The following is a 22,293-nucleotide window of genomic DNA, read 5'->3' as shown; positions in this document are numbered from 1 at the left end:
CCCCGGCCTTTGAACCGGGCAGCGATTGCGCTATAATAAAGCGACGATGCGTCCGGGCCCCCGGCGAGCCCGGCCACCGGCCGAAACACCCGCGAGATCCATCGACCCGGGCCGTCCGCCCGGGCGGCAACCGTCACGACCCGGGGCGACTCCGCCGCCACCCTCGGCACAGGGGACGAAGCGTCATGGATCGGAATGCAGCCAATCCGGCCTCCGACGAGGCGGGCTACGACCTGGCCGCCCCGCAGGCCCACGCGACCGACCCCGACGCGGTCGCCACGCTCGAATCGGACAACGCCCCGGCCCTGGAGGCGGCCTCCGAGGCCGAACCCGGGCCCGGGCCCGAGCCGGCCCCCGGGGGCGATGCGCCCGCCCCGCCCGCCGAGACGGCCGCCGCGGCGGCCCCCGCCCCCCGGCCGAAGCGCAAGAAGAAGAAGCGCAAGAGCCGGTGGGACATGCCGGCCTGGGGAGTCTCGGCGCTGATCCACCTCGGCATCCTGGGCGGGCTGGCCCTGGTGGCGACCTCCTCGGGCGACGTGGTCAAGAAGCTGGTGGACCTGGACGCCTCGATGGCCCCGGCCGGCGACGGGCCCGAGGAACTGACCAAGATCTACGCCGACCCCGCCGAGGCCCGCGACAACGCGGCCGGCAGCCTGGACGCGTCCACCGCCGGCCCCACGGTCGGCTTCAGCGGCGTGGGCAGCGGCCCCCCCTCGGCCACCCCGGCGATCACCGGCACCGGCCGGGCGGTCGGCGAGCGGACGATCCTCCCGTCGGTCAACATCGTGACCTCGATCGGCGGCCTGGGGATGATGCCGGCGGCCCCCACCCGCGACCTCGGCGGCGGCGGGCTGATCGGCGGCGACGTCACCTTCACCGCAGGCGAGGTGGGCGACGCCCTGGACCAGATCACCCACGAGATCCGCCGCCACCTGACCCAGCACAAGGTGTCGGTCGTCTGGATGTTCGACGAATCCGAGAGCATGCGGGACGACCAGAAGGCGATCCGCTCGAAGTTCGACCGGGTCTCCTCGGAGCTGAAGGTCAACCTGCCCGAGATGACCAAGGGCCGGGCCAAGGACAAGAAGTCGAACTGGCCGCCGCTGACCCACGCCATCGTCGGGTTCGGTGACGAGGTCCACTTCGAGCAGGAGAAGCCCACCGAGAATATCGACGCCATCGGCCGCGCCATCGGCCGCCTGGTGATCGACGTTTCGGGCAAGGAGAACACGATGCAGGCCCTGGCCCGGGTCATCGGCCACTACGGCTCGGCGGTCCCCAAGGACGTCAAGCTGCTGGTGGTGCTGGTCACCGACGAGTCGGGCGACGACGGCGAGTACGTCGAGGAGGCCCGCCAGGCCGCGCTGGCCCGGGGCGTGCCCATCTACGTGATCGGCCGCCAGGCGATCTTCGGCAACGGCGCGGTCCACATCCGCTACCAGGACCCGGTCACCCTGGACACCTACTGGCCGACCATCCGCCGCGGCCCGGAGACCGCCGACGTCGAGGCCCTCCAGTACGACGGCATCCGCGGCCGCGACGACGAGCAGCCCTCCGGCTTCGCCCCCTACGAGCTGGCCCGCCTGGCCAAGGACACCGGCGGCATCTACTTCCTCCTGCCCACCGAGGAGGCGATGCGCGCCCGCCAGCGCGAGAAGGCCTACTCCATCGCCACCCTCAAGGAGTACGTCCCCGACTACGAGAGCCGCGCCGCCTACAGCGAACGCCGGCTCAAGTCGGAGCTGAGGCGCACCCTCTACGAGGTGATCGACACCACCCGGAGCTTCCCGTTCCGCGTCCACTTCCCGGTCGAGCCCGGCCCCCTGGTCGAGGCGATCGCCGAGCAACTGCCCGTCGTCACCGACCGGCTCCAGGTCCTGATCAGCATCGAACGCCGGCTCAAGCAGCTGGAGAAGGCCCGCAACCTGGAGCCCGAGCGGCGCTGGCAGGCGGCCTACGACCTGATGCTGGCGCAGGTCGTGGCCTTCCAGGTCAATGCGTACGAATATCGCGCCCTCCTGATCGAGATGCAGAAGCAGCCGCCGAAGCTTTCCAGGAAGCCCAAGGCCGACACCGAGGTGATCTGGGACATCCACCACTCGCAAACCCTGAAGGCCCCCAAGCAGAACACCGAGAAGGTCGTCGCCGAGGCCCACCGCCTGCTCCGGCTGGTGATCGAGCGCCACCCGAAGACCCCCTGGGCCGACCTGGCCCAGGACGTGCTGGATCGCGGCCTGGGCGTCGCCCGCAACGAGTGGCACCGCAACACCAAGTACGAGGAGCGGGCCAGGCTCGTGCCCAAGTTCTGACCCGCGCCGGGGGCCGCACCGACCGATCGATCGGCCGGGCGGCCCCCCGGGCCTTTCACAAAGGCGGGCTCGGGTCCAGGCCGTCGCGGAGCCGGATCATCCCCTGCTGGCCGACCTTCACCAGCCCGCGTCGGGGCCGGTCGAGGTCCAGCACCACCAGCACCACCAGCGCGATCAGCAGGGCCAGCAGCGACGTGGCTAGCAGCCCGCGTTCCCCGGCCAGGCCGAAGGCGTAGCCCACCACGCCGAAGACGATCGTGGTGGCGAAGAAGACCAGGGTCAGCACGCTGGTCGGGACGTGGTCTGCCAGCGCCGAGTCGCGCCGGGTCTTGGCCTCGCCCATGGCGTTGAGCCCCTGCACGAACAGGGAGCTCATCTCGGGCCGCTTGGGGGCGCCGGCATCGAGGTCGGCCAGCTCCCAGAGCCGCTCCTGGAGCCGCCGGGTCTCGGCGTCGACCCGCTCCCGGTCCTCGTCGGGCGACTCCGCCGACGCGATCCGGGCCCGCACATAGGCGTGGATCAGCACCTCGGCCGGCTCGGCGATCTCGTCGGGCAGGAGTCGGGCCCGGTGCAGCGTGGAGCGGACCGCGGTGATCTCCGCCCCCACCAGCGCCTTGCGGGCGTCGTACCGCGACGACGCCATCGAGTAGGTGAACCCCAGCAGCAGCCCGAGCAGCCCCAGCAGGGCCGCCTCGATGGTGCCCACCTGCGACTTGGCCGGCTCGCTCATCCGAACCTTGTCGCGAAACCCCAGCCGGAACCCCCCCTCGGTGGCGACCAGCAGCAACACCAGCAAGAATGGGATGAGGACCCCCAGGGGCAGGTCATGGAAAAACCCGTCGGCCAACCGTCTCCTCCTTCCGGGCGTGTTCGTCGCGGATCCGGCACATCGGACCACATCATAGTCGACCGGGCGGATCTTTCCCCCTCCATCGGCGCGGAGGCCCGGGATCAGCCCCGGCTCGCCGCCGCCCTCGCCTCGATGGCGCGGAAGGCCAGGCCATACGCCAGGCCCAGGATCATCAGGGCCAGCCCCGCCGCCGTGATCGAGCGGCCCAGCCGATCGTAACCGGACAACCCCTCGCGGCGGGAGGCGAGCCCAGCCGCCACCGTAGGCACAAGGATCGCGACGAGGAGGACCGCCGCCTTCCAACGGGGCGGCATCGTCGGCGCATCGGCCCGATCCTCCGGCCGCTGCCGCCGGAGCCAGGCCCCCCCGAGCAGGATCAGCAAGGGAAGCCCGACAAGGGTGCTGCCGTACTGGATGGCCTTATAGCCGGGCACGGCCTGCCCCCAGAAGGTCGGGACCGTTTCGTCGAGCCACGGGAGGAGGCGCGTCCCCCATCGGCCCCGATGGGAGAACGAGTCCCAGAGGACGTGGGTCGCCGCCCCGATCGCGACGGCCATCGCGGCCCGCCCGAGCGCCCCGGGAGTCGGTGCGAAGCGGGCCGCCGAGATGCTCGCGCACCGGCGACGGATCCACGCGGGCAGGAGGGCGAGCAGGGGCCGCTTCAACAACGATTGGAAGGCGAGGAAGGCCCCCATCCCGAGCGGCAGGCACGCCGTCAGCACGCCGGCCGGGGAGTGGGTCGCGGCGTAGCCCGGCCCCATCGGTACGAACAGCGGGAGGTCCGGGATCATGCTGCCGATGGCCAGGGCGGAGAACGGCAGTCGCGGGCGCCGGGATCCACGCGGGCAGGAGGGCGAGCAGGGGCCGCTTCAACAACGATTGGAAGGCGAGGAAGGCCCCCATCCCGAGCGGCAGGCACGCCGTCAGCACGCCGGCCGGGGAGTGGGTCGCGGCGTAGCCCGGCCCCATCGGTACGAACAGCGGGAGGTCCGGGATCATGCTGCCGATGGCCAGGGCGGAGAACGGCAGTCGCGGGCGCCGGATGGCCGCGATCGGCACGATGGCCAGGACGTGGGTCGGGGTGAAGGGCATCGCGCCGCCGGCCGCCGGGCCGCCTCAATCGACCTCGGGGATCTGGCCGGCCGCCTCGACCTCGGCGGCGGTGAGCGCGCGGACCGTGATGGCGCGGATCTCGCCGGAGCCCCGCCAGGAGGCGAAGCCGAGCGGCTGGCAGCCCCGGACCTCGACCCGCGTCTTGAGGTGCCGGCCGTCGTGGCGGAGGGCGATGATCTCCCGGTCGTCGACCGAGCAGCGGACGGCCTTCCCGGTGACCCGGATCCGGAACCGATACCAGGTCCCGTTCCGGTATTTGACGAAGCGGTTGGTCTCGTTCTCCGAGGCGTCGGCCCCGTCGATGCTGGACAGGCCGGTCACGCCGCCGCCCCACCCGCCGTTGACCAGCGTGAGGAACGACGCGCCGACCGGGAAGGTCGCCGCCGCGAAGAAGTCCTCCCCGGCCACCCGCCGGGCCTCGAACGACAGCTCATAGTCCGTCGTCGGCAGCGCCGGGCGGGTGCAGGCGACCGCCGTCATCGGCCCGCCCTGGCCCAGGACGATCGACCCCCCCTGGGCCTTCACCTCGCCCGCCTGGTACGACGTGACCGCCTTCCAGCCCTCCAGCGTCTTGCCGTCGAACAGCGCGACCGGCGCGGGGGGATCGTCGCCCCTCCCGGCGGCCGGGGCCAGCAGGGCGAGCGCGGCGATGATCGCGGCCCGAATGCGTGCGTTCCCTGTGTTCATGGCGATGCCTGGTCCATGGGGTCGAAAAATGGAGTGGTTCCCGGCTCGATCGGGTCCGGCCCGATCGTCACCCAGGGATAGCGGGCGGCCCGCTCGTACTTGAGGACCATCGCGCGGAGGAACGGGGCCCTCGCCTCGACATGACGCATCTGCCATTCCAGCCAGGTCCGATGCCGCCGATCCGCCGCGGATTCGGTCAATCTCGCGAGCACATGGGGGGCGTCGCGGAGGAACCCGCGATCCTGCTCCTCGACCCAGGCGAACGCCTCGGCCCGAATCGCATAGTCATCGCGACGTTCGAGCCAGGCCGAGCCCTGCCGCCAGCCCCCCAGGGCGAGCCCGACGGCCGCCACGGCGACCATCATCCGCCGCACCGTGATCCGCACGCCCGGCCTTCGCATGATCGGCCTGCCCCCTCCGACGCCCGCCGCGCCGCCGCCCGATCGGCGAGCCCGGATCATACCTCATCGGCCCCGCCCGGGGAGGGCCCGCCGGATCAAATCCCCCGGTTGGGGTGTACCTTTCGATTGCGCCGGTGTGGTCTTCGGGTGGCTGTGGTTGGCTTGCCAACCACGGCGCCGACGAGCCCGCCCCGGCCATCGTGGGCCGGCGAGGAAGGACTGCGGCCCGGTACCTCGCCGGCCATCGCCCCGGGATGGTGGCGCCGGCGCCGTGGTTGGCAAGCTGTTCAATGCAGGGACATGGGTTACGGTGAGTGCAGGGACATGGGTGGCGCCTGGAGGGGAGAATCGGGCCTCGAAAGGAGGCCCGAGATGCCCTGGAAAGTCGATCCCGTGACCGAGCAGCGCATCGCCTTGGTCCATGCCGTCCGCACCGCCGGCCTCTCCGTCGCCGAGGCCGCCCGACGCTACGGCGTCAGCCGCAAGACCGCCTTCAAGTGGCTGGCCCGCCACGACGCCGAGCCCGATCGCCCCCTGGCCGACCGCTCTCGACGCCCGGCCAGAAGCCCCTCCCGCACCGCCGACGACCGGGAGCTGATCGTCCTGGAGGCCCGCGATCGCCACGGATGGGGGCCCCGCAAGCTCCACGCCCATCTCAAGGCCCAGGGGCACCAGGCCCCGCCGATCCGCACCATCGCCGCGATCCTCCGCCGCCACGGCCGCGTCGCCGCGCCCGTCGCCGCCCCGCCGCCCACCCCGGCCCCCCAGCGGTTCGAGAGGTCCGGGCCCAACCAGCTCTGGCAGCTCGACTTCAAGGGGCCGCTGGAGGTCGGCCGCGCCCGGGTCGTCACGCTCTCGATCATCGACGACCACAGCCGCTACCTGCTCGCCCTGAGGCCCTGCGCCGACATGACTTATGCCACCACCCAGGCGGTCCTGTGGGGGTTGTACGGGGAGGTCGGGATGCCCGAGGCGATCCTCTGCGACAACGCCTTCTCGGCCCGCAACACCGGGGTGGGGCTGTCGGGCTTCGACGCCTGGCTGATCCGCCTGGGGATCCGGCCGCTGCACGGGCGGGCCTACCACCCGCAGACCCAGGGCAAGGTCGAGCGGTTCCACGGCACCCTGGAACGCGAGGTCTGGCCCAAGGTCAGGCGCGATGAGTCGGAGCACTTCCGGGCCGACCTGGAGGCGTGGCGGCCGGTGTACAACTCGGTCCGGCCGCACGAGGCGCTGGGGGATGAGCCGCCGGCGACCCGCTGGGCGCCCAGCCCGCGTCGCCGGCCCGACGCGGTGCCCGAGATCACCTACCCGGCCGACGCCGAGGTGCGGGTGGTGGGCCAGGACGGGTCGATCCGCTGGCGTCGCGCCCGGATCAAGGTGGGGGTGGGGCTGTCCGGGGAGCGGGTGAGGGTGGCCGACCAGGGGCACCAGGTGGAGGTGTACTACGGGACTCACCGGGCCCGGGTCATCGCCGCGGAGCAGTTGAAGCCCGGCGTGACGGCATAGACGATGGTGTAAACTTCGATCGGCCGGGCGCGCCACCCATGTCCCTGCGCCCGGCGCCACCCATGTCCCTGCATCGCACAGCAAGCCAACCACAGCCACCCGGGACCGCCCGGGCGATCGCCAAAAACAAGAGGTGTAACCCCTCGGTTCCGCCCGGGACGAGCATCCCGTCGGGGCGACGCCCGGCGGGGAATGATACGAGAATCGCGGCTCGCGGGCAGAAAGTATGATAAGCCGGCCCGAAAATTCTGAATATGTCAGGCGACGGCGCCCGTTCGCGCCCGGATCCCCACCCCCCGATGCCCGCCGTGGAGCCCGCCGCCGATGACGTGCAGCCCCGCCCGACTCGCCGCGAACCGGGCCAACGCCCGGAAAAGCACCGGGCCGACCAGCCCCGAAGGGCGCCGGATCTCGTCCCGGAATGCCCTCAAGCACGGGATGGCCGGCGATGGCGTCGTCCTCCCGCCCGCCGAGTCCGCCGAGGTCGACGCGCTGACCGCGAAGCTCGCGGCGGAGATGAAGCCCTCCGGGGAGATGGGGCGGATCCTGATCCGGCGGATCGCCGTGATGTCGGCCCGGCTCGACCAGTGCGCCCGGAACGACGCGGCGATGACCGCGAAGCGGGTCCGGGAGGCGGATCGGGCCCGCGACGCCGCCCGCCGCGCCGAGGTCAACGAACTCGCCGCCATCCTGGACACCGACCCCGACCGCGCGGTCGCCCGCATGCTGGAGACCCCCGAGGGGATCGACGGGCTGATCGAGGCGTGGAACGTCCTCCGGGGGAAGCTGGCCCGTCCCGGCAAACTCGCCTGGACCCACCACGACGACCAGCGCCTCGATAGCCTCCTCGGCCGGCACCCGGGCATGCACCCGCCGACCCAGTTCGACCCGATCCTCCGGGCCATCCGGGGCGACTTCTCGGGGTTGGACGAAGGGCAGGGGGTCGGGGTGAACCGCAAGGGGCGCAAGGCCTGGGCCCGCGAGCAACTGGCCGCGCTGATCGACGCCGAGGTCGAGGCCCTGCGCGAGCTTCGCCCCCTGATCGACGCCGAGGACGAGGCCGCCGATCGGGCCGAGGCGGGCGACCGCGCCCTGTTCGACCCGTCGAAGGAGGGGCAACTGGCCCGTCGGTACGAGGCGGCGGCCGAGCGCGGGCTGTTCCGGGCCCTGCGCGAGTTCCACGAGATCGAGGCGCGGAACGAACCCAACGCCGCCCCGTCCCCGGCCCCGCCATCGCCGGCCGCCCCGCCGAGGCCCCGCCCCCGCGTCGTCGCGGCGGCCCCCATCGCGCCCATCCCGACGGCCAAGCCGGCCCGAACGAACCCAATCCACGCCCCCCGGGCCGAGCCCGCCGGGGGATCGGGCCGGGCGGGGGCGGCCCCTCCCGGGTGAAAATCCGGGAAAGTTGTCAGCAGGACGCCCCTCCCGGGCAGTAGGGAGGGCACGACGACGGACGCACCGGCGGAGGAGGGCGGCATGGCGAGCGGGCTGGCCGGGGACGGGCCCCGTCAGATGCGGCGGTTGTGGGCGGCGGGCCCCGCGGGCGGGCTCACCGATGCCCAGCTTTTGGAGCGGTTCGCCGCCCGGCGCGACGGGGCGGCCGAGGTCGCCTTCGAGGCGCTGGTGGTGCGCCACGGGCCGATGGTCTTCCGCGTCTGCCGGGCGTTGCTGCGCGACGAGCGCGACGCCGAGGACGCCTTCCAGGCGACGTTCCTGGTCCTGGCCCGCAAGGCCGGGCGGGTCGGCGCCGGGGGGCCGCTCGGCCCGTGGCTCCACGGCGTGGCACGCCGGGTGTCGCTCAAGGCCCGCTCCGCCTCGGCCCGGAGGGCCCGCAGGGAAGGGGGGGCGATCCTCGCCGACCCGCCGGCCTCCGGTTCGACCTCCCCCTGTCCCGACCTGGCGCCGACGGTCCACGAGGAACTCGGCCGCCTGCCCGAAAAGTACCGCCGCCCGGTGGTCCTGTGCCACCTGGAAGGGCTCACCCACGCCGAGGCGGCCCGCGAACTCGGCTGGCCGGTGGGCACGGTCAGCGTCCGCCTGGCCCGAGCCCGCGACCTGCTCCGCCACCGCCTCGCCCGCCGGGGGTTCGCCCCGGATGCGTCCGCCTCCGCCCTCGTCCCCGCCCTGCTGGCCGGCGCCACGCCCCCGGCCGAAACCCTGATCCGGCTCGCCTCCGCCGCCCTGCCGTCCCGCGTCGGGATGGCCACGGCGGGGGCCCTCGCCCATGCGAAAGGAACCCACATGATCGGAATCAACCTGGCGAAGTGGCTGGCCGTCCCGCTCCTGCTCGGCGTCGGCGCGGTCGGCGCCCTGAGGCCGTCGCCCAACGATCCGGCCCCGAACAAACCCAAAGCGGCCCCGCCCGCCCAGGCCCCGGCCGCCCCGGTCGCGGACGACCCCGCCCTGCTGGCCCAGGGGGCCAATCACCTCCGGCAGATCGGCCTGGCCCTGCACAAGTACCAGGACGCCCGCGGCGCCTTCCCGGCGGCCGCGATCACCGACGCGGCCGGCAAGCCGCTGCTGAGCTGGCGGGTCGCCATCCTGCCATTCCTCGGCCACGAGGCCCTGTACCGGGAGTTCCGCCTCGACGAGCCCTGGGACAGCGCGCATAACAAGGCATTGCTCACCCGGATGCCGGCGGTGTACGCCAGCCCGGTCCGCCATCCCATCCCCGGGAACCAGGGCGACACGCACGTCCTGGCGTCCGTCGGCCCGCATGCCGCGCTGGATGACCGGCCCGTCAAGCTGTCGGAATTCACCGACGGGATGGGCAACACGATCCTGGCCACCGACACGATGCACCGCAGCCCCTGGACCAAGCCGGAGGACCGATCTTCCGAGCTCTACCTGCTCGATTTGAGGCCCGGCATATCCCAGCCGGGCGGGTTCAACGCCCTGTTCGCCGACGGCGCCGTCCGGTTCATCAAGCGTTCAACCTCCGTGCCGACGCTCAAAGCCCTGCTCAGCCGCGACGGCGGCGAGGCCGTCGACCCCGACAACCTCTAGGATGACGCCCCGATGCCGGACGATGTCCCGCCCCAACCCGCCAGGCCCCCCCGCTTCCGGTTCGTGCCCCACGCCGGGGCCCTGCCGATCGCCTTCGGCATGGGCCGGGCCGAGGTCGCCTCCCTGCTGGGGGAGCCGGCCTTCGTCCACGAGAATTTCCTGGGCGAAACGACCGAGTACCGCTGGGAGAACCGGCTCTCGATCCACTACGCGAAGGGGGGCGAGACCGTGGCCGAGATCGGTTTCTGCCCCGGCCTGACCCTCGGCCTCGACGAGGTGCCGAACCTCCTCGACCACCCCGGCCTGATCGACGGGCTGATCCGCCGCGACCCGGACCCGCAGGGAATGCCTCGGGAGCCTCGTCTTCCTCGGCCTCGGGCTGTCGACCGGCGGGTTCCACGACCACGACCATTCGCAGCGGTCGATCACGGTGTTCGCGAAGGGCCGGTGGGACGACGCGGCCGAACACTTCCGCCCCTATCGGCCCCCGGCCAACGCGCCCGAAGAGGGCGATCATCCATGAGGCCCCGTCGCGATCCCTCCCGGATGCGAGGCCAATCCCAGGGTGCCCGACGGGAGTTGAACCCGCGTCTCGAGATCCACAATCTCGCGTGCTGCCGCTGCACCACGGGCACCATCACGGCCGGGGAGCGGAAGGCGGGGGATTCGAACCCCCATGCCCGCGAGGGCGCACCCGTTAGCAACGGGGCCCGGCCCACCGTCTCCGGCGACCTTCCGACCGACATCCGCAGTGGACCGCCGGGGAGTCGCACCCCGAACTCCTGCGTGCAAGGCAGGCGTCTTGCTGTTGGACCAGCAGCCCATCGAAACGAGGGACGCCCCGGCCGCATGGCCGGATCGGGGCATCTCGGGCCCCGGTATCGAGCCGGGGGGATCGGCCTCATGAGGGCCGAGCGGGCACCTGCCCCGCCCGAGGATCGCCGGGGGGAGACTCGAACTCCCACGCCCCGAAAGGCTCGGGCACCTGAGGCCCGCGCGTCTGCCATTCCGCCACCCGGCGCGATCTCCGCTGCGACAAACCACCTCCAGGATCGAGAGTGCGTCGGGACGGAGTCGAACCGCCAAAGCCCGAAGGCGGGTGGGTTACGGCCACCGGGGCACGCCCATGCCCAGCCGACGCCAATGGGGATTTCCGCGATCGGGCGGGAGGTCCGCCCCCCATCCCGATCCTCCAGCGTCCTCGATGGGATTCGAACCCACGATCTCCACCGTGACAGGGTGGCGAGCACTCCGGGCTGCTCCGCGAGGACATTCGTCTCCGAATTATCGGCGATATTCGATGAGTTCCGGGGGCTGGAATCGAACCAGCGGCCTCCGCGTTCAAAGCGCGGCGTCACTACCAGCAGCAACTGCCCCGGATCAAACCCTCTCGCTTCGGGAGCACCGGGGGCAGGAATCGAACCTGCGGACTCCTCCTTAACAGGGAGGCGCATGAACCAGCTCATGCATCCCCGGTCCCGGATCGGCCGGATGCCGACATTTCGTGAAATCGTGCCGATATGGCACGAATGCAATGCATCGGCCCGTCGGGATGGGACCGGAGGGACTCGAACCCTCACCGCCCGGTTAAGAGCCGGGTGCTCGGCCGGTCGAGCTTCGGTCCCGACGTTCGCGTGCCCCGGCGTGGTGGGGCCGGGGGGATTCGACCCCCCGACTCCCGGCTTAAAAGGCCGAGATGCTGCCGCGACACCACGGCCCCGGATGGGCCGAAACCCGGGGCCGACGTTTGATCGGATGCATGGGTCTGGCTCCCCGGATGCGACGGCCTTCCGGGGAGAAGTCCCCGGCCCGGCGTCGCGTCCTCCATGCCCTGAGAGACGCGGCGGCCGCCGGGGAGGTTCGGCCCGGCCCGCAATTTCCCCCGGAGGCTCGGCCGGGGCCGACCCGGCGGCCCCCCTCGCCGGCTTTCCGGATGGCCCCGATCCGTCCGGGGCTGCCGTCCCGGCCCGGCCGCTGTTAAAATCCACCGTGGGCGGAGCAGCACCGCCCGAGGAGACGACGCCCATGCACACGCCGATCAGTCGCCGCGACCTCCTGGGACGGGTGGGCTTCGGGCTCGGCTCCGCCGCGCTGGCCGGGCTGCTCGCCGACGGCGCCCGGGCCGACGACGGGCCGGAGGCCCGCGGCCCGCACCTGGCCCCGAAGGCGAAGCGGGTCATCTTCCTGTTCATGAGCGGCGGGCCGTCGCAGCTCGACCTGTTCGACCACAAGCCCCTGCTGGTCGAGCGCAACGGCATGGACCTGCCCGCCGCCGTCCGCATGGGCCAAAGGCTCACCGGGATGTCGGGCCACCAGGCCACGCTCCCGCTGGCCGGGTCCGTGTTCAAGTTCGCCCGGCACGGCCAGTCCGGGGCGGAGATCAGCGAGCTTTTGCCGTGGACGGCGAAGCTGGCCGACGACCTCTGCATCGTCCGCTCGGTCCACACCGAGGCGATCAACCACGACCCGGCGATCACCTTCTTCCAGACCGGGTCGCAGCTGGCCGGCCGGCCCAGCCTGGGGTCGTGGCTCAGCTACGGGCTGGGGTCGCTCAACCGCAACCTGCCCGACTTCGTGGTCCTGATCTCCAAGGACCGGATCGACCAGCCGCTCTACGCCCGGCTCTGGGGCAACGGCTTCCTGCCCAGCGAGCACCAGGGGGCCCTGTTCCGCTCGGCCCAGGACCCGGTGCTCTACCTGGACAACCCGCCCGGCATCTCGGCCGGCTCAAGGCGGGCGATGCTCGACCGCATGGCGGAATTGCATGCTCATGAGTTCGCCGAGCGGGGCGACCCGGAGATCAACGCCCGGGTGGCCCAGTACGAGATGGCCTACCGGATGCAGTCCAGCGTCCCCGAGGTGATGGACCTGAAGGGGGAGCCGGACGAGACCTTCGACCTCTACGGCCCCGAGTCCCGCAAGCCGGGCACGTTCGCGGCGAATTGCCTGCTGGCCCGGCGGCTGGCCGAGCGGGACGTCCGGTTCATCCAGCTCTACCACCCCGGCTGGGACCACCACGGCGGCCTGCCCAGGGGGATCCGCCGCCAGGCCGAGGACGTCGACCGCCCGACCTACGGCCTCCTGACCGACCTCAAACGCAAGGGGCTGCTGGACGATACCCTGGTCGTGTGGGGCGGCGAGTTCGGCCGGACCAACTACTCGCAGGGCAAGCTGACGGCGACGGACTACGGCCGGGACCACCACCCCCGGTGCTTCACGATGTGGTTCGCCGGGGACGGTATTCGTCCCGGCCAGGCGTATGGGGCGACGGATGAGTTCGGGTACAACGTCGCGGCCGATCCGGTGCACGTCCACGACGTCCAGGCGACGCTGCTGCACCTGCTGGGCATCGACCACGAGCGTCTGACCTACAAATTCCAGGGCCGGCGGTTCCGCCTGACCGACGTGGCCGGCCGGGTCGTCCGCGACCTCCTGGCCTGATCGGGTGGCCGGGGCCCGGGCCGGTTTTCGACTAATCCCGGCCGAACGACGCACCGCATGGGATCGCCGGACTTGGTCAGGGGCTTTTTGGGATGGGACTTCCGGAATCGGCCGACCGGGCCGAACACTCGCTCTCGTCGCTGCTCGCCCGGATCCGGGCCGGCGACGACTCCGCCGCCTACGAGCTGACCCGCCGCTACGAGGCGCAGGTCCGCCTGGTGGTGCGCCGCCAACTGCCCCGGATGCTCCGGTCGCGGTTCGATTCGATGGACTTCCTCCAGAGCGTCTGGGGGAGCTTCTTCCGGAGGATGGCCGCCGACCCGGTCGAGATGGACGAGCCCCGGTCGCTGGTGGCCTTCCTGGCCCGGGCGGCCCGGAACAAGGTGATCGACGAGTACCGGCGGGCCGCCAGCCAGAAGGCCGACATGAGCCTGGAAGAGCCCCTGTATTCGGCGGGCACGGTGGTCGGCGGCGAGGACTCGCCCAGCGAGATCGTCGAGGCCCGCGAGGAGTTCCTCCGGCTCATGAACCTCGTGCCGGAGGACCGCCGCGCCGTGCTGGAGCTGCGGGTCCAGGGGCTGTCGACCCGAGAGATCGGCGAGAAGCTGGGGATCAGCGAGCGGACCGTGCGGCGGGTCCTGGAAGACCTCCGCCACCGCTCGGGGCTCGTCGAGGGCGAGGAGGGCGGGCGATGATCTCGGCCCGGTTCGGGCGCGTCTGGGAGGAGTCGGACAGCCCCCACGCCGCCGACCTCGCGCGGGAGTACCAGGCCCTCTGGAAGGACTCCCCCCCCGGCCGCCGACCGGACCCCCACCGCTTCTGGGCCGACGGCGACTCGGCCGCCCCGGCCGGCGCCCTGCTGGCGGTGCTCCGGGCCGACATGGCCCTCCGACGCGGGGACGGGCAGCCGGCCCGGGCGGAGTGGTATCAGGACCACGTCCCGGACCTGACCGGCGAGATGTTCGTGGCCCTGCTCTACGAGGAATACTGCCTGCGGGCCGAGGCCGGCGAGCGGGCCGACCAGTCCGAGTACCTCGGGCGATACCCCGAGCACGCCGAGCGGCTCCGCGAGCTGTTCGAGATCCACGACCTGATCGCCTCGCGGCCCAGCACGCTCCCCTACGAGTCGCCGGCCGGGCCCGTCGCGTTCCCGAGGACCGGCCAGACCATCGACGGCTACCTGCTGGAGGACGAGCTGGGCCGGGGCTCGTTCGCCCGGGTCTTCCTGGCCCGCGAGCGACAATTGGCCGACCGGCCCGTGGCCCTGAAGGTCACGCGGGTCGGGTCGCGCGAGCCGCAGACCCTGGCCCGGCTCCAGCACACCCACATCGTCCCGGTCTATTCCTACCGGACCGACCCGGCGACCGGCTTCCACCTCCTGTGCATGCCGTACTACGGCCGCGCGACCCTGGCCCGCCTGCTGGAGGAGCCCGCCCTGGGCGCCCCGAGGGCGGGCCAGGACCTGCTCGCGGCCCTGGACCGGCTCGACCCGGCCGACGGGCCCGCCGTCGGCCACCAGGCGGCGCGGGCGGCGCTGGCCCGGCGGCCCTACCCCCGGGCCATCGCCTGGTGGGGGGCCCGGATGGCCGAGGCGCTCCACCATGCCCACGACCTCGGCGTGCTCCACCGCGACATCAAGCCATCCAACATCCTGATCGCGTCGGACGGCACCCCGATGCTGCTCGACTTCAACCTGGCCTACGAGTCCTGGAGGGACGGCCAGGGCTCCGCGACGCTGGGCGGGACGATCGCCTACATGGCCCCGGAGCATTACCAGGCCATGACCCTGGGCAGCGGCCGGGGGATCGACCACCGGGCCGACATCTACTCCCTGGGCATGGTCCTGCTGGAGATGCTGGAGCCGATGCAGGCGGAGGGGACGCCCCCTTCGCCGGGCCGGCCCGACGCCGACGGGCCCCGGGGCCGGATCGCCCGGGCCGCCGCCGCCGACGGGGTGCCCCCGGCCCTGGTCGCCGTGATCCGCCGCTGCCTGGAATCGTCGCGCGAGGACCGCTATGCCTCGGCGAGCGACCTGGCGGCCGACCTCCAGGCCGTCGCCGACGACGCCCCGTTGGCCTTCGCCCGCGAGCCCTGGCCGCCCCGCGCGGCGCGGTGGCTCCGCCGGCACGCCCTCCACCTGGCGATCGCCGTCCCGCTGGCGGTGGCCGTGCCGGCCGCCGTCGCCGCCCGGTTCCAGGACCAGGCGCGGTCGCTCCGCCTGGAGGCCGAGGTCCGGGAGGAGATCCGCGACGCGGAGCAATCGGAGGCCGCGGGCGACCTGCCGACGGCGATCGGGCAATACATCGCGGCGATCGCCCGGGCCGAGGGCCACCCGGAACTCGCCGCCCTCCGCGACCGGGCCGAGCGGGGCCGCGAGTCCGCCGAGGCCGCCCGCCAGGCCCGGCGCCGGGCCGATCGCTTCTTCGACCGGGCCGAGTCGCTGCGGTTCGCCCTGCTCGGCTTCGTCGGCGACCAGGCCGACGCGTCGCGGGACCTGGCCGACTCGCTCCGGCCGTTCGGCATCCTGGGGGCCGACGACTGGGCACAGACGCCGGCGGTCCGGCTCCTCGACGAGGGGCGCCGCGCCCGGCTGCTCCGCGAGGCGGACGACCTCCTGTTCTCCTGGGTCGTGGCCGTCGCCCTGGGCCGGCCCGGCGCGGCGGGGGGGGCCGGGCCCGACGGCGTGGCCAAGGCGTATTGCCGCCGGGCGCTGGGCTTCACCGGCCAGCCCGGTCCCTGGATCGCCCTCCATGACTGGTGGGCCGGGCGGGGGGGGGCAGGCCCGGCCGGCCCAATCCTGCCCGACCCGTCCGACGATGTCCCCGCCGCCGGCTGCTTCCGCTGGTATCTCCTCGGGAAGCTGGGCCCGGACCGGGATCAGTCGCTGGCCTGGCTCGAACGCGCCGCCCGGCGAGAGCCCGGGAACTACTGGCACCACTTCGCCCTGGCCTACGAGTGGGCCCGGGCCGGCCGCGACGACCGCGCCCTGACCGCCTACGGCACCGCGATCGCGCTGCGGCCCGACGTCCCCTGGGCCTGGAAGAACCGGGCCGTGGTGTCGGCCCGGCGGGGAGAATGGGCCTCGGCCGTGGCCGACCTGGCCGAGGCGCTCCGGGCCTGCCGCGCCCCGATCGATGCCGCCCGGGTCCGGCTGGAGATGGGCCGGACCGGCCAGCGGCTCGGCCGGTTCCGCGCCGCCCGGGCCGACTACGCCGCGGCCCTGGCCGGCGACCCGGCCGGCGAGGTCGCCCGCGAGGCCCGGCGCGACCTGGCGCGGCTGGAGGCCGACTCCGGCCGGCCCGGGCGGGCCCGCGCGATCTACGACGAACTGGTGTCCGCCGACCCGGACGACCGCCGGTCGCGGTGGGGCCGGGCCCGGCTCGCCCTCCGCCTCGGGCGGCCGGACCTGGCCGGGCCGGACCTCGACGCCCTGATCGCATCGACCCCGGCCCCGCTCCGCGCCCCCTACCTGGCCGACCGGGCGATGGCCTGGCTGGCCGAGGGCCGGGCCGAGCGGGCCGAGGAAGCCGCCACGCTCGCCGCCCGCCTGGATCCGAACCCGCACCACGCCCGGCTCCGCGACCGGGCCCGGGTGGCCCTGGGCCGCGACCTCGACCCGTGGCCCGATCGGCCCGACGCCTTCGACGGCTTCCCCTTCGGCGGCCCGGCCCTGCGGCAGTCCCTCCGCGAGGCGGCCGGCCGGCTCGGCGACGGCCGGGACGCCGACCCGACGCGGGCCGTCCTCCTGAGTGCGGCCGGGGACCACGCGGGGGCGCTGGCCCTGGCGGAACGCCGTGTCGCCGAGGCCCCCGGCTGCGTCGACGCCCGGCTTGCCCTGGCGCGGATCGCCCGCCGGGCCGGCCGGGCCGACCTGGCCCTGTCCGCCATCGCGGGGGGCCTGGCGATCGAGCCGGACGCGCCCGACCTGATGGAGCTGCACGGGTCGATCCGGGTCGCGCAGGGGGACGCGGCCGGGGGGCTGTCCGACCTGGCCGCGGCCGCCGCGCGGGGATCGGACTCGGCCGAAGGGGCCGACATGGCCCGGGCGCTGGCGGCGCTGGGCCGGCACGCCGAGGCCGCGGACCTCTGGTCCGCCCTCGTCGAGGCGGACCCGTTCGACGCCCGGGCCGCGCTGGGGCTGGCCGCCGCCCGGCGGTCGCTCGGGCAGTGGGAGCGGGCGGTGGTGGCGCTGGAGTCCGCCGCGTCCACCGTCGAGCCGGGTTCGCCCCTGCTCGGCCGGGTCGCTCTGGGCTATGCGGCCTGCCTGCCCGCCCGGCCGGGCCGTGTGGGACGGGTCCTCGCCCTGGTGCGTCGGCTGGCCGAGGAGCGGCCTCGCCCCGGCCTCGGATAACTTCGGGCCCGGTCGCCGATCAGGACAGGATCGTGGTTTCCGGGACGACGCGCCGGGTCGTCCAGGACCCGGGCCGGCGGGGCGATCGGGCCGACTCCCGGCCGCGCCGGGCGATCTTGAGGAACATCCCGGACGAGGCGACGAAGGCGACCGTCAGGATCGCCACCAGCCGGGGCCGCCGGGTCGGGGCCTCCTCGCGGGCCGGGGGCGCCGGCGATGCCTCGGCGGGGGTCGGGGGGAGTTCGGCCACGGCGGCGATCGGGGGGAGGAAGGCGACGCCGGTCGCGGCCAGTTCCCCCATCCCTTCTTCCTCGGCGATGTCGGGGGCCGGCGGCCGGGGCCGGACGGCGATCCGCCTCGGCTCGGCCCGCACGACCACCCGGGCCCGAGGTCGGGCCTGGATTTCGATCGCCGTCCCCCCGGGCGAGGAGGCCGCGGTCGGCCGCGTCGGGCCGGTCGCACCGTAGTCGATCGTCAGGAGGGCCGGGGTGGCGGACCGGCCGGCGGCCCGGCCGAAGATCCCCGCGTCCTCGGTCGACGGGCCGAACGGCAGGGGCCCGACGGCGGATGGGGGGCCCCACCCCGTCGCGGCGGGCGACGCGATGTCGCGGCCCGGCCCGCCCGCGAAGCCGGCGGTCGAGCCATCGGCGACCGGGATCCCGTCGACCCACCCGGGCGACGGCCCGGTCGGGGGTCCCCCGGCCTGGGGCGGCGTCGGCGTGGGCGGCTGGGTGGGCGGCGGCGTGGGTGGCTGGGGGGGCGGCGTGGTTGGCGGAGGACTCGACCCGCCGGTGCCCTCGCCCGAGACCGGCGTGGTCTCGATCGGGGATTCCGCCTTCGGGAGCCGGCCTCCCCCGTACAACTCGGGGAGCGGAGGAGGCGGTGGCGGTGGCGGCGGGATCTCGACGCCGGGCACGGAGATATTCTGGGGTTGGCTGTGCTGCTCGAAGCGGGCTCTGAATTCGTAGGACCCGGCATCGCCCCCGTCCTCGGCTTCCTCCTCGGCGTGGATCGCGAGCTTGACGTGCAGCCACTCGGGCTCCTTGCCCGTGGTCGCCGGAAGCTTGATCCCGACCTCGACGGCCTGGAAACCTTCCAGGGGCACTTCGACGAGGACGTCCTTGGCGGGGATGCTCACGACGAGGTGGCCGGCGGCGGGCGCATCGCCCGCGCCCCACTTCAACTCGATCCGCGCCTCGGGCGAGAACTTGGTCGCCGGCAGGATGTAGGTGTCGACCCGCCCGGCCGGGAGCAGGTCCGGCATCGGGTTCAACTCGACGGGGCCCGGCGCGGCGGGGCCGAACCGGATGGGGGCCGGATCGGTTCCCGCCGGGAACGCGATCATCCCCCAATCGGAGAGGAGCCGGCGGCCCTCCAGCGGCTCGCAGGCGGGCAGCCCGGACGTCGACCCGGGCGCGAACCGCGTCGGCCGACGGCGACGCTCCGGTCGCCTCGCCCGGCGGGGTTCAGTCTCAGACGATGATCGATCGCCGCTCACCGAGCCGGGCCGCCTTTCCATGGCCATCCGTGTTGTCCTGATGACCATCCGATGTCACGAACGTCGGCGCGAGGCGCCATCATCCGCCATATCCTTCGAGATTTCCACGCCCGATCGGACACGGATCTCGGCGAGGTTGTCCTAAACGTTTTCGGGGCCATTTCTTGAAAAAAAACTCGGAATCGCCGCGCCCGGTGTCCGGATCCTCGGGCCGTTGCCGATAGGATCGGGACAGGGACTGTTCGAATCGGGCGGCAGCGTCGCCGGCGGGAGCACGGGCCTCGGGCCGCGTCCCCCCGGCGGAGTCGAGGCCGGGCCGATGCCAACCGGGAGATTCACGCCATGGATTGGGGCATCACGAGGATCGGGCGGCGGACGCCCCGGGGTCGGGCATCGCGTGGCCGGGGCCGTCCCCGCAACGTCGAGGCCCTGGAGGCGCGACGGCTCATGTCCGCCGCCCCGACGAGCCCGCCGGACCTCGCCCCGCCCGCCATGCTCCGGATCGCCCCGCCGGACCTCGCCCCGCACCCGGCCACCCCGCCCCCCGGGATCATCGCCGGGCCGGCGACCCGGATCGAGCTGACCATGACGCCGCAGGCCGAGCCCGGCGGCCCGGTCGAATTCACCCTGACGGCCTACGACGCGAATGGCTACCTGGCCGCCGGCACCAGCGACCTGATCGCCATCGAGACCGAGGATTTCATCGGCATGACCCTCGAAGGGGACATGCTCCTGATCAACCCGAAGCTCGTCCGCCTGGCCGGCGGCACGACGTTCTTCTCGGTCGGATTCTCGTCCGGCGGCCCCAAGTCGATCGCCTTCCGCGACCTCGCCCATCCCGAGCTGACCGGGGGCGAGCCCGGCCTGGTCTCCCAATTCTCGTACGAGACGGCCCCGGGCTACGAGGCGCGATTCTACGGGCATGCCGAGGGCGTCCTGTACCGGGACCTCGACGGCGACAACATGCGGTCGCCGGGCGAGCCGGCGATGGCCGGCCGCGTCCTGTTCATGGACGGCGACGGGGACGGCGTGCTCGACCCGGGCGAGCCGACCTCGATCACCGACGCCGACGGGAAATTCTCGTTCCCGGAGGATTGGGGCAATCGCCGGCGCCCGATCCGCGTCCTCTCCGACGGCCAGGCCGCAGGGCAGGCCCGGATGATCCGAGACGGCACGCTGACGATCGGGCTGCGGGATGACCCGGCCGGCGTCCCCGACGCGGACACCGCCTACGTCCGGTCGCTGTACCTGAACGTGCTGGGCCGGGCCGGCGGCGCCGCCGAGGTCGCCGGCTGGACCGATCGGATCGCCCGGGGCTGGGGCCGGACCGACGTCGCCGAGGCGTTCTTCCAGTCCGAGGAGAACCGCGAGCGGCAGGTCGAATCGATGTACCTGGGCCTGCTCGGCCGGGCCGCCGACCCGGGTGCCCGCCCCTGGGTCGATGCGTTGCTGGCCGGGGCGGCGGAAGGGGACGTGGAAGCGGCGATCCTCGGCTCGGACGAGTACCAGTCGGCCCATCGGGGCGACGACGACTTCGCCCGGGGCCTGTACCTGGACATCCTCGGCCGGCCCGGGGACGGGCCGGGCCTGGAGGCGATCCGGGCCCAGCTCGCCGCCGGGGTCGATCGCGCGACGATCGTCGGCCAGGTGCTCGACTCGGACGAGGCCCACGACCGGGCGATCGAGGGGCTCTATCGGACGTACCTCCGCCGGGCCCCCGACCCGTCCGCCTCCGCCTGGGCCTCGGCCCTGGGCCGTTCGTCCCGGAGGTCGATCGTGGCGGCCCGGGGCCTCCTGGCCAGCGATGAGTTCGCCCGGAGGGCGGTCGAGGACGCCGGCTAGCCGCGGCTTGGTCGACGCCCCCGCGCGTGCTAACGTGGGGGCCTCGATCCAGGCCACGCCCCACCCCGCCCGCGAGCCACACCGATGCGCGCCCGCCACCTCGGCCTTTGCCTCCTCCTCGCCGCCGCGTCCTCGTCCGCCCAGGAACCGAAGCCCGGCGACCCGGCCCCGCGCCGGGGGGACGAGATGATCGTCTGCGGTCGGCTGATCCACACGACCACGCCGATCGTCACCTGGCTGGACCCGGGCGGATACGACGCCTACCGGGTCGACCGCCGCGTGGTGGTGGCCGAGGAGTCGGCCGCGGAGAAGGCCAAGGCGAAGGCCGAGCCGTCCGGGCTGCCCGCCACCCGGTTCGGCCTGCGCAAGGCCGGGCTGTCCGCCGAGCAGGTGGAGAAGGCCCAAGCCGAGGGCTGGGACCTGCCGCTGCTCCAGCAGGCGGTCGACCAGTTCGTCCTCCACTTCGACGCCTGCGGGACGAGCCGGAAGTGCTTCGAGGTCCTGCAGGACGAGCGCGGGCTGAGCGTCCACTTCATGCTCGACCTCGACGGCACGATCTACCAGACGCTCGACCTGAAGGAGGCCGCCTGGCACGCCACCAAGGCCAACGGCCGGTCGATCGGGATCGAGATCGCCAACATCGGCACCTTCCGGCCCGACGCCGCCGGCTCGCCGAAGGTCGCCCGCTGGTATCAGCCCGACGCCGGGGGGAAGACCCGGATCACCCTGCCCGACCCGACCGCCCTGCCCGCCGCCTCCCGATCGATGGTGCTCCGGCCCGATCGCGACCGGCCCGTCGTCGGCCGGGTCCAGGGGGAGGAACTGGCCCAGTATGACCTCACCCCGCAGCAATACGAGTCCCTGATCAAGCTGACCGCCGCCCTCTGCCGGACGTTCCCGAAGATCCGCTGCGACTACCCGCGCACCCCCGAGGGCGCGGTGGCGCCGGCCAAGCTCGCCGACGACCTGTATTCCGGCTATGCGGGGATCCTCGGCCATTACCACGTCCAGAGCAACAAGGTCGATCCCGGCCCCGCCTTCCAGTGGGACCGGCTGGTCGACGGCGCCCGGGCATTGATGGCGAGGTGAACATCTCCGGATTCCGGGCCGGGATGGCTTGCCGACGGCTCGGCCGATGATTATGGTCAAGCTCCGGCGTCCCCACTTCGGGGGGCCGGATTCCTGAGACTTCCGGGACATCAGCCCCCCCGGGAGCGAGTCGCAATGGGCTGTCATGCGTGTATCACTGCGGCATCTGCGGCGTGCAGTCGGCGGCGGGAGAACGA

The 22,293-nt window shown here is 73.4% G+C and carries 13 protein-coding genes, 9 tRNA genes and 2 pseudogenes; 9 read left to right on the top strand and 15 right to left on the bottom strand.

Annotated elements, in window-relative coordinates; genetic code table 11:
- Positions 1-185: 185 nt before the first annotated feature.
- The gene (locus tag TA3x_RS28300; protein ID WP_435018021.1) at positions 186-2,309 is read left to right on the top strand and encodes a vWA domain-containing protein; all 2,124 of its coding nucleotides are present in this window, start codon (positions 186-188) and stop codon (positions 2,307-2,309) included.
- A gap of 55 nt (positions 2,310-2,364) precedes the next feature.
- On the opposite strand, the gene TA3x_RS28295 is transcribed toward TA3x_RS28300, so the two are convergent.
- The 5 genes and pseudogenes from TA3x_RS28295 to TA3x_RS28275 form a co-directional block, all read right to left on the bottom strand.
- A complete protein-coding gene (locus tag TA3x_RS28295) occupies positions 2,365-3,156 on the bottom strand; it encodes a hypothetical protein (RefSeq protein ID WP_435018020.1) in 792 nt (263 codons plus the stop codon).
- Positions 3,157-3,260: 104 nt separating this feature from the next.
- Positions 3,261-3,983, bottom strand: a pseudogene (locus tag TA3x_RS28290) (DUF4184 family protein); the annotation flags it as partial.
- 13 nt (positions 3,984-3,996) lie between these two features.
- Positions 3,997-4,251: pseudogene (locus TA3x_RS28285) on the bottom strand (DUF4184 family protein); the annotation flags it as partial.
- A gap of 24 nt (positions 4,252-4,275) precedes the next feature.
- A complete protein-coding gene (locus TA3x_RS28280; protein WP_435018019.1) occupies positions 4,276-4,959 on the bottom strand; it encodes a family 16 glycoside hydrolase in 684 nt (227 codons plus the stop codon).
- Positions 4,956-5,360, bottom strand: coding sequence for a hypothetical protein (locus TA3x_RS28275; RefSeq protein ID WP_435018018.1), 405 nt, complete (start codon positions 5,358-5,360; stop codon positions 4,956-4,958). The genes TA3x_RS28280 and TA3x_RS28275 overlap by 4 nt, the downstream gene beginning before the upstream one ends.
- Before the next feature lie 372 nt (positions 5,361-5,732).
- On the opposite strand from TA3x_RS28275, the gene TA3x_RS28270 reads away from it, so the two are divergent.
- The 3 genes from TA3x_RS28270 to TA3x_RS28260 all read left to right on the top strand — a co-directional run bounded on the left by TA3x_RS28270 (position 5,733) and on the right by TA3x_RS28260 (position 9,875).
- Positions 5,733-6,869: an IS481 family transposase gene (locus TA3x_RS28270; protein WP_435018017.1), complete on the top strand. Its 1,137-nt coding sequence runs from the start codon at positions 5,733-5,735 to the stop codon at positions 6,867-6,869.
- A gap of 324 nt (positions 6,870-7,193) precedes the next feature.
- Complete coding sequence (locus TA3x_RS28265; RefSeq protein ID WP_435018016.1) at positions 7,194-8,261, top strand: hypothetical protein; 1,068 nt, start codon at positions 7,194-7,196, stop codon at positions 8,259-8,261.
- Between the two features lie 84 nt (positions 8,262-8,345).
- A complete protein-coding gene (locus tag TA3x_RS28260) occupies positions 8,346-9,875 on the top strand; it encodes a sigma-70 family RNA polymerase sigma factor (protein WP_435018015.1) in 1,530 nt (509 codons plus the stop codon).
- A gap of 564 nt (positions 9,876-10,439) precedes the next feature.
- Here the strand turns inward: TA3x_RS28260 and TA3x_RS28255 are convergent.
- From TA3x_RS28255 to TA3x_RS28215, 9 genes are all read right to left on the bottom strand, one after another.
- A tRNA-His gene (locus tag TA3x_RS28255) sits at positions 10,440-10,510 on the bottom strand.
- Between the two features lie 16 nt (positions 10,511-10,526).
- A tRNA-Ser gene (locus TA3x_RS28250) sits at positions 10,527-10,612 on the bottom strand.
- Between the two features lie 15 nt (positions 10,613-10,627).
- A tRNA-Ala gene (locus TA3x_RS28245) sits at positions 10,628-10,698 on the bottom strand.
- A 115-nt stretch (positions 10,699-10,813) separates the two neighbouring features.
- A tRNA-Leu gene (locus tag TA3x_RS28240) sits at positions 10,814-10,896 on the bottom strand.
- 175 nt (positions 10,897-11,071) lie between these two features.
- Positions 11,072-11,146: transfer RNA gene (locus tag TA3x_RS28235), tRNA-Asp, on the bottom strand.
- Between the two features lie 34 nt (positions 11,147-11,180).
- Positions 11,181-11,255, bottom strand: a tRNA-Gln gene (locus tag TA3x_RS28230).
- A gap of 22 nt (positions 11,256-11,277) precedes the next feature.
- Positions 11,278-11,352: transfer RNA gene (locus TA3x_RS28225), tRNA-Asn, on the bottom strand.
- Positions 11,353-11,428: 76 nt separating this feature from the next.
- Positions 11,429-11,500: transfer RNA gene (locus TA3x_RS28220), tRNA-Lys, on the bottom strand.
- A gap of 20 nt (positions 11,501-11,520) precedes the next feature.
- Positions 11,521-11,595, bottom strand: a tRNA-Lys gene (locus TA3x_RS28215).
- A 305-nt stretch (positions 11,596-11,900) separates the two neighbouring features.
- Here TA3x_RS28215 and TA3x_RS28210 point away from each other — a divergent pair.
- The 3 genes from TA3x_RS28210 to TA3x_RS28200 all read left to right on the top strand — a co-directional run bounded on the left by TA3x_RS28210 (position 11,901) and on the right by TA3x_RS28200 (position 17,667).
- Positions 11,901-13,316, top strand: coding sequence for a DUF1501 domain-containing protein (locus tag TA3x_RS28210; RefSeq protein WP_435018014.1), 1,416 nt, complete (start codon positions 11,901-11,903; stop codon positions 13,314-13,316).
- Positions 13,317-13,408: 92 nt separating this feature from the next.
- Positions 13,409-14,011, top strand: a complete 603-nt coding sequence (locus tag TA3x_RS28205) for an RNA polymerase sigma factor (RefSeq protein ID WP_435018013.1) — start codon at positions 13,409-13,411, stop codon at positions 14,009-14,011.
- On the top strand, positions 14,008-17,667 hold the full coding sequence (locus tag TA3x_RS28200; protein WP_435018012.1) for a protein kinase domain-containing protein: 3,660 nt from the start codon (positions 14,008-14,010) through the stop codon (positions 17,665-17,667). Before TA3x_RS28205 ends, TA3x_RS28200 begins: the two co-directional genes overlap by 4 nt.
- 19 nt (positions 17,668-17,686) lie before the next feature.
- Here TA3x_RS28200 and TA3x_RS28195 read toward each other — a convergent pair whose 3' ends face one another.
- Entirely contained in the window at positions 17,687-18,931 is a 1,245-nt protein-coding gene (locus TA3x_RS28195; RefSeq protein WP_435018011.1) for a hypothetical protein, read from the bottom strand.
- A 576-nt stretch (positions 18,932-19,507) separates the two neighbouring features.
- On the opposite strand from TA3x_RS28195, the gene TA3x_RS28190 reads away from it, so the two are divergent.
- Both TA3x_RS28190 and TA3x_RS28185 read left to right on the top strand, forming a co-directional pair.
- Entirely contained in the window at positions 19,508-21,007 is a 1,500-nt protein-coding gene (locus tag TA3x_RS28190; RefSeq protein WP_435018010.1) for a DUF4214 domain-containing protein, read from the top strand.
- 84 nt (positions 21,008-21,091) lie between these two features.
- Positions 21,092-22,096 (top strand): N-acetylmuramoyl-L-alanine amidase, encoded by a 1,005-nt coding sequence (locus TA3x_RS28185; protein WP_435018009.1) that lies wholly within the window; start codon positions 21,092-21,094, stop codon positions 22,094-22,096.
- The last annotated feature ends 197 nt before the right edge of the window (positions 22,097-22,293 follow it).

The organism is Tundrisphaera macrotermitis (assembly GCF_051175315.1).
Classification (GTDB): Bacteria; Planctomycetota; Planctomycetia; order Isosphaerales; family Isosphaeraceae; genus Tundrisphaera.
This window is presented reverse-complemented; position numbering and strand designations above follow the sequence as displayed.

What these genes read in the sequence shown, in the direction of transcription:
- TA3x_RS28300 (WP_435018021.1), top strand. Translation starts at nt 186, where the DNA reads ATGGATCGGAATGCAGCCAATCCGGCCTCCGACGAGGCGGGCTACGAC.
- TA3x_RS28280 (WP_435018019.1), bottom strand. Translation starts at nt 4,959, where the DNA reads ATGAACACAGGGAACGCACGCATTCGGGCCGCGATCATCGCCGCGCTC.
- TA3x_RS28275 (WP_435018018.1), bottom strand. Translation starts at nt 5,360, where the DNA reads ATGCGAAGGCCGGGCGTGCGGATCACGGTGCGGCGGATGATGGTCGCC.
- TA3x_RS28270 (WP_435018017.1), top strand. Translation starts at nt 5,733, where the DNA reads ATGCCCTGGAAAGTCGATCCCGTGACCGAGCAGCGCATCGCCTTGGTC.
- TA3x_RS28265 (WP_435018016.1), top strand. Translation starts at nt 7,194, where the DNA reads ATGACGTGCAGCCCCGCCCGACTCGCCGCGAACCGGGCCAACGCCCGG.
- TA3x_RS28260 (WP_435018015.1), top strand. Translation starts at nt 8,346, where the DNA reads ATGGCGAGCGGGCTGGCCGGGGACGGGCCCCGTCAGATGCGGCGGTTG.
- TA3x_RS28210 (WP_435018014.1), top strand. Translation starts at nt 11,901, where the DNA reads ATGCACACGCCGATCAGTCGCCGCGACCTCCTGGGACGGGTGGGCTTC.
- TA3x_RS28205 (WP_435018013.1), top strand. Translation starts at nt 13,409, where the DNA reads ATGGGACTTCCGGAATCGGCCGACCGGGCCGAACACTCGCTCTCGTCG.
- TA3x_RS28200 (WP_435018012.1), top strand. Translation starts at nt 14,008, where the DNA reads ATGATCTCGGCCCGGTTCGGGCGCGTCTGGGAGGAGTCGGACAGCCCC.
- TA3x_RS28195 (WP_435018011.1), bottom strand. Translation starts at nt 18,931, where the DNA reads ATGCCGGACCTGCTCCCGGCCGGGCGGGTCGACACCTACATCCTGCCG.
- TA3x_RS28190 (WP_435018010.1), top strand. Translation starts at nt 19,508, where the DNA reads ATGGATTGGGGCATCACGAGGATCGGGCGGCGGACGCCCCGGGGTCGG.
- TA3x_RS28185 (WP_435018009.1), top strand. Translation starts at nt 21,092, where the DNA reads ATGCGCGCCCGCCACCTCGGCCTTTGCCTCCTCCTCGCCGCCGCGTCC.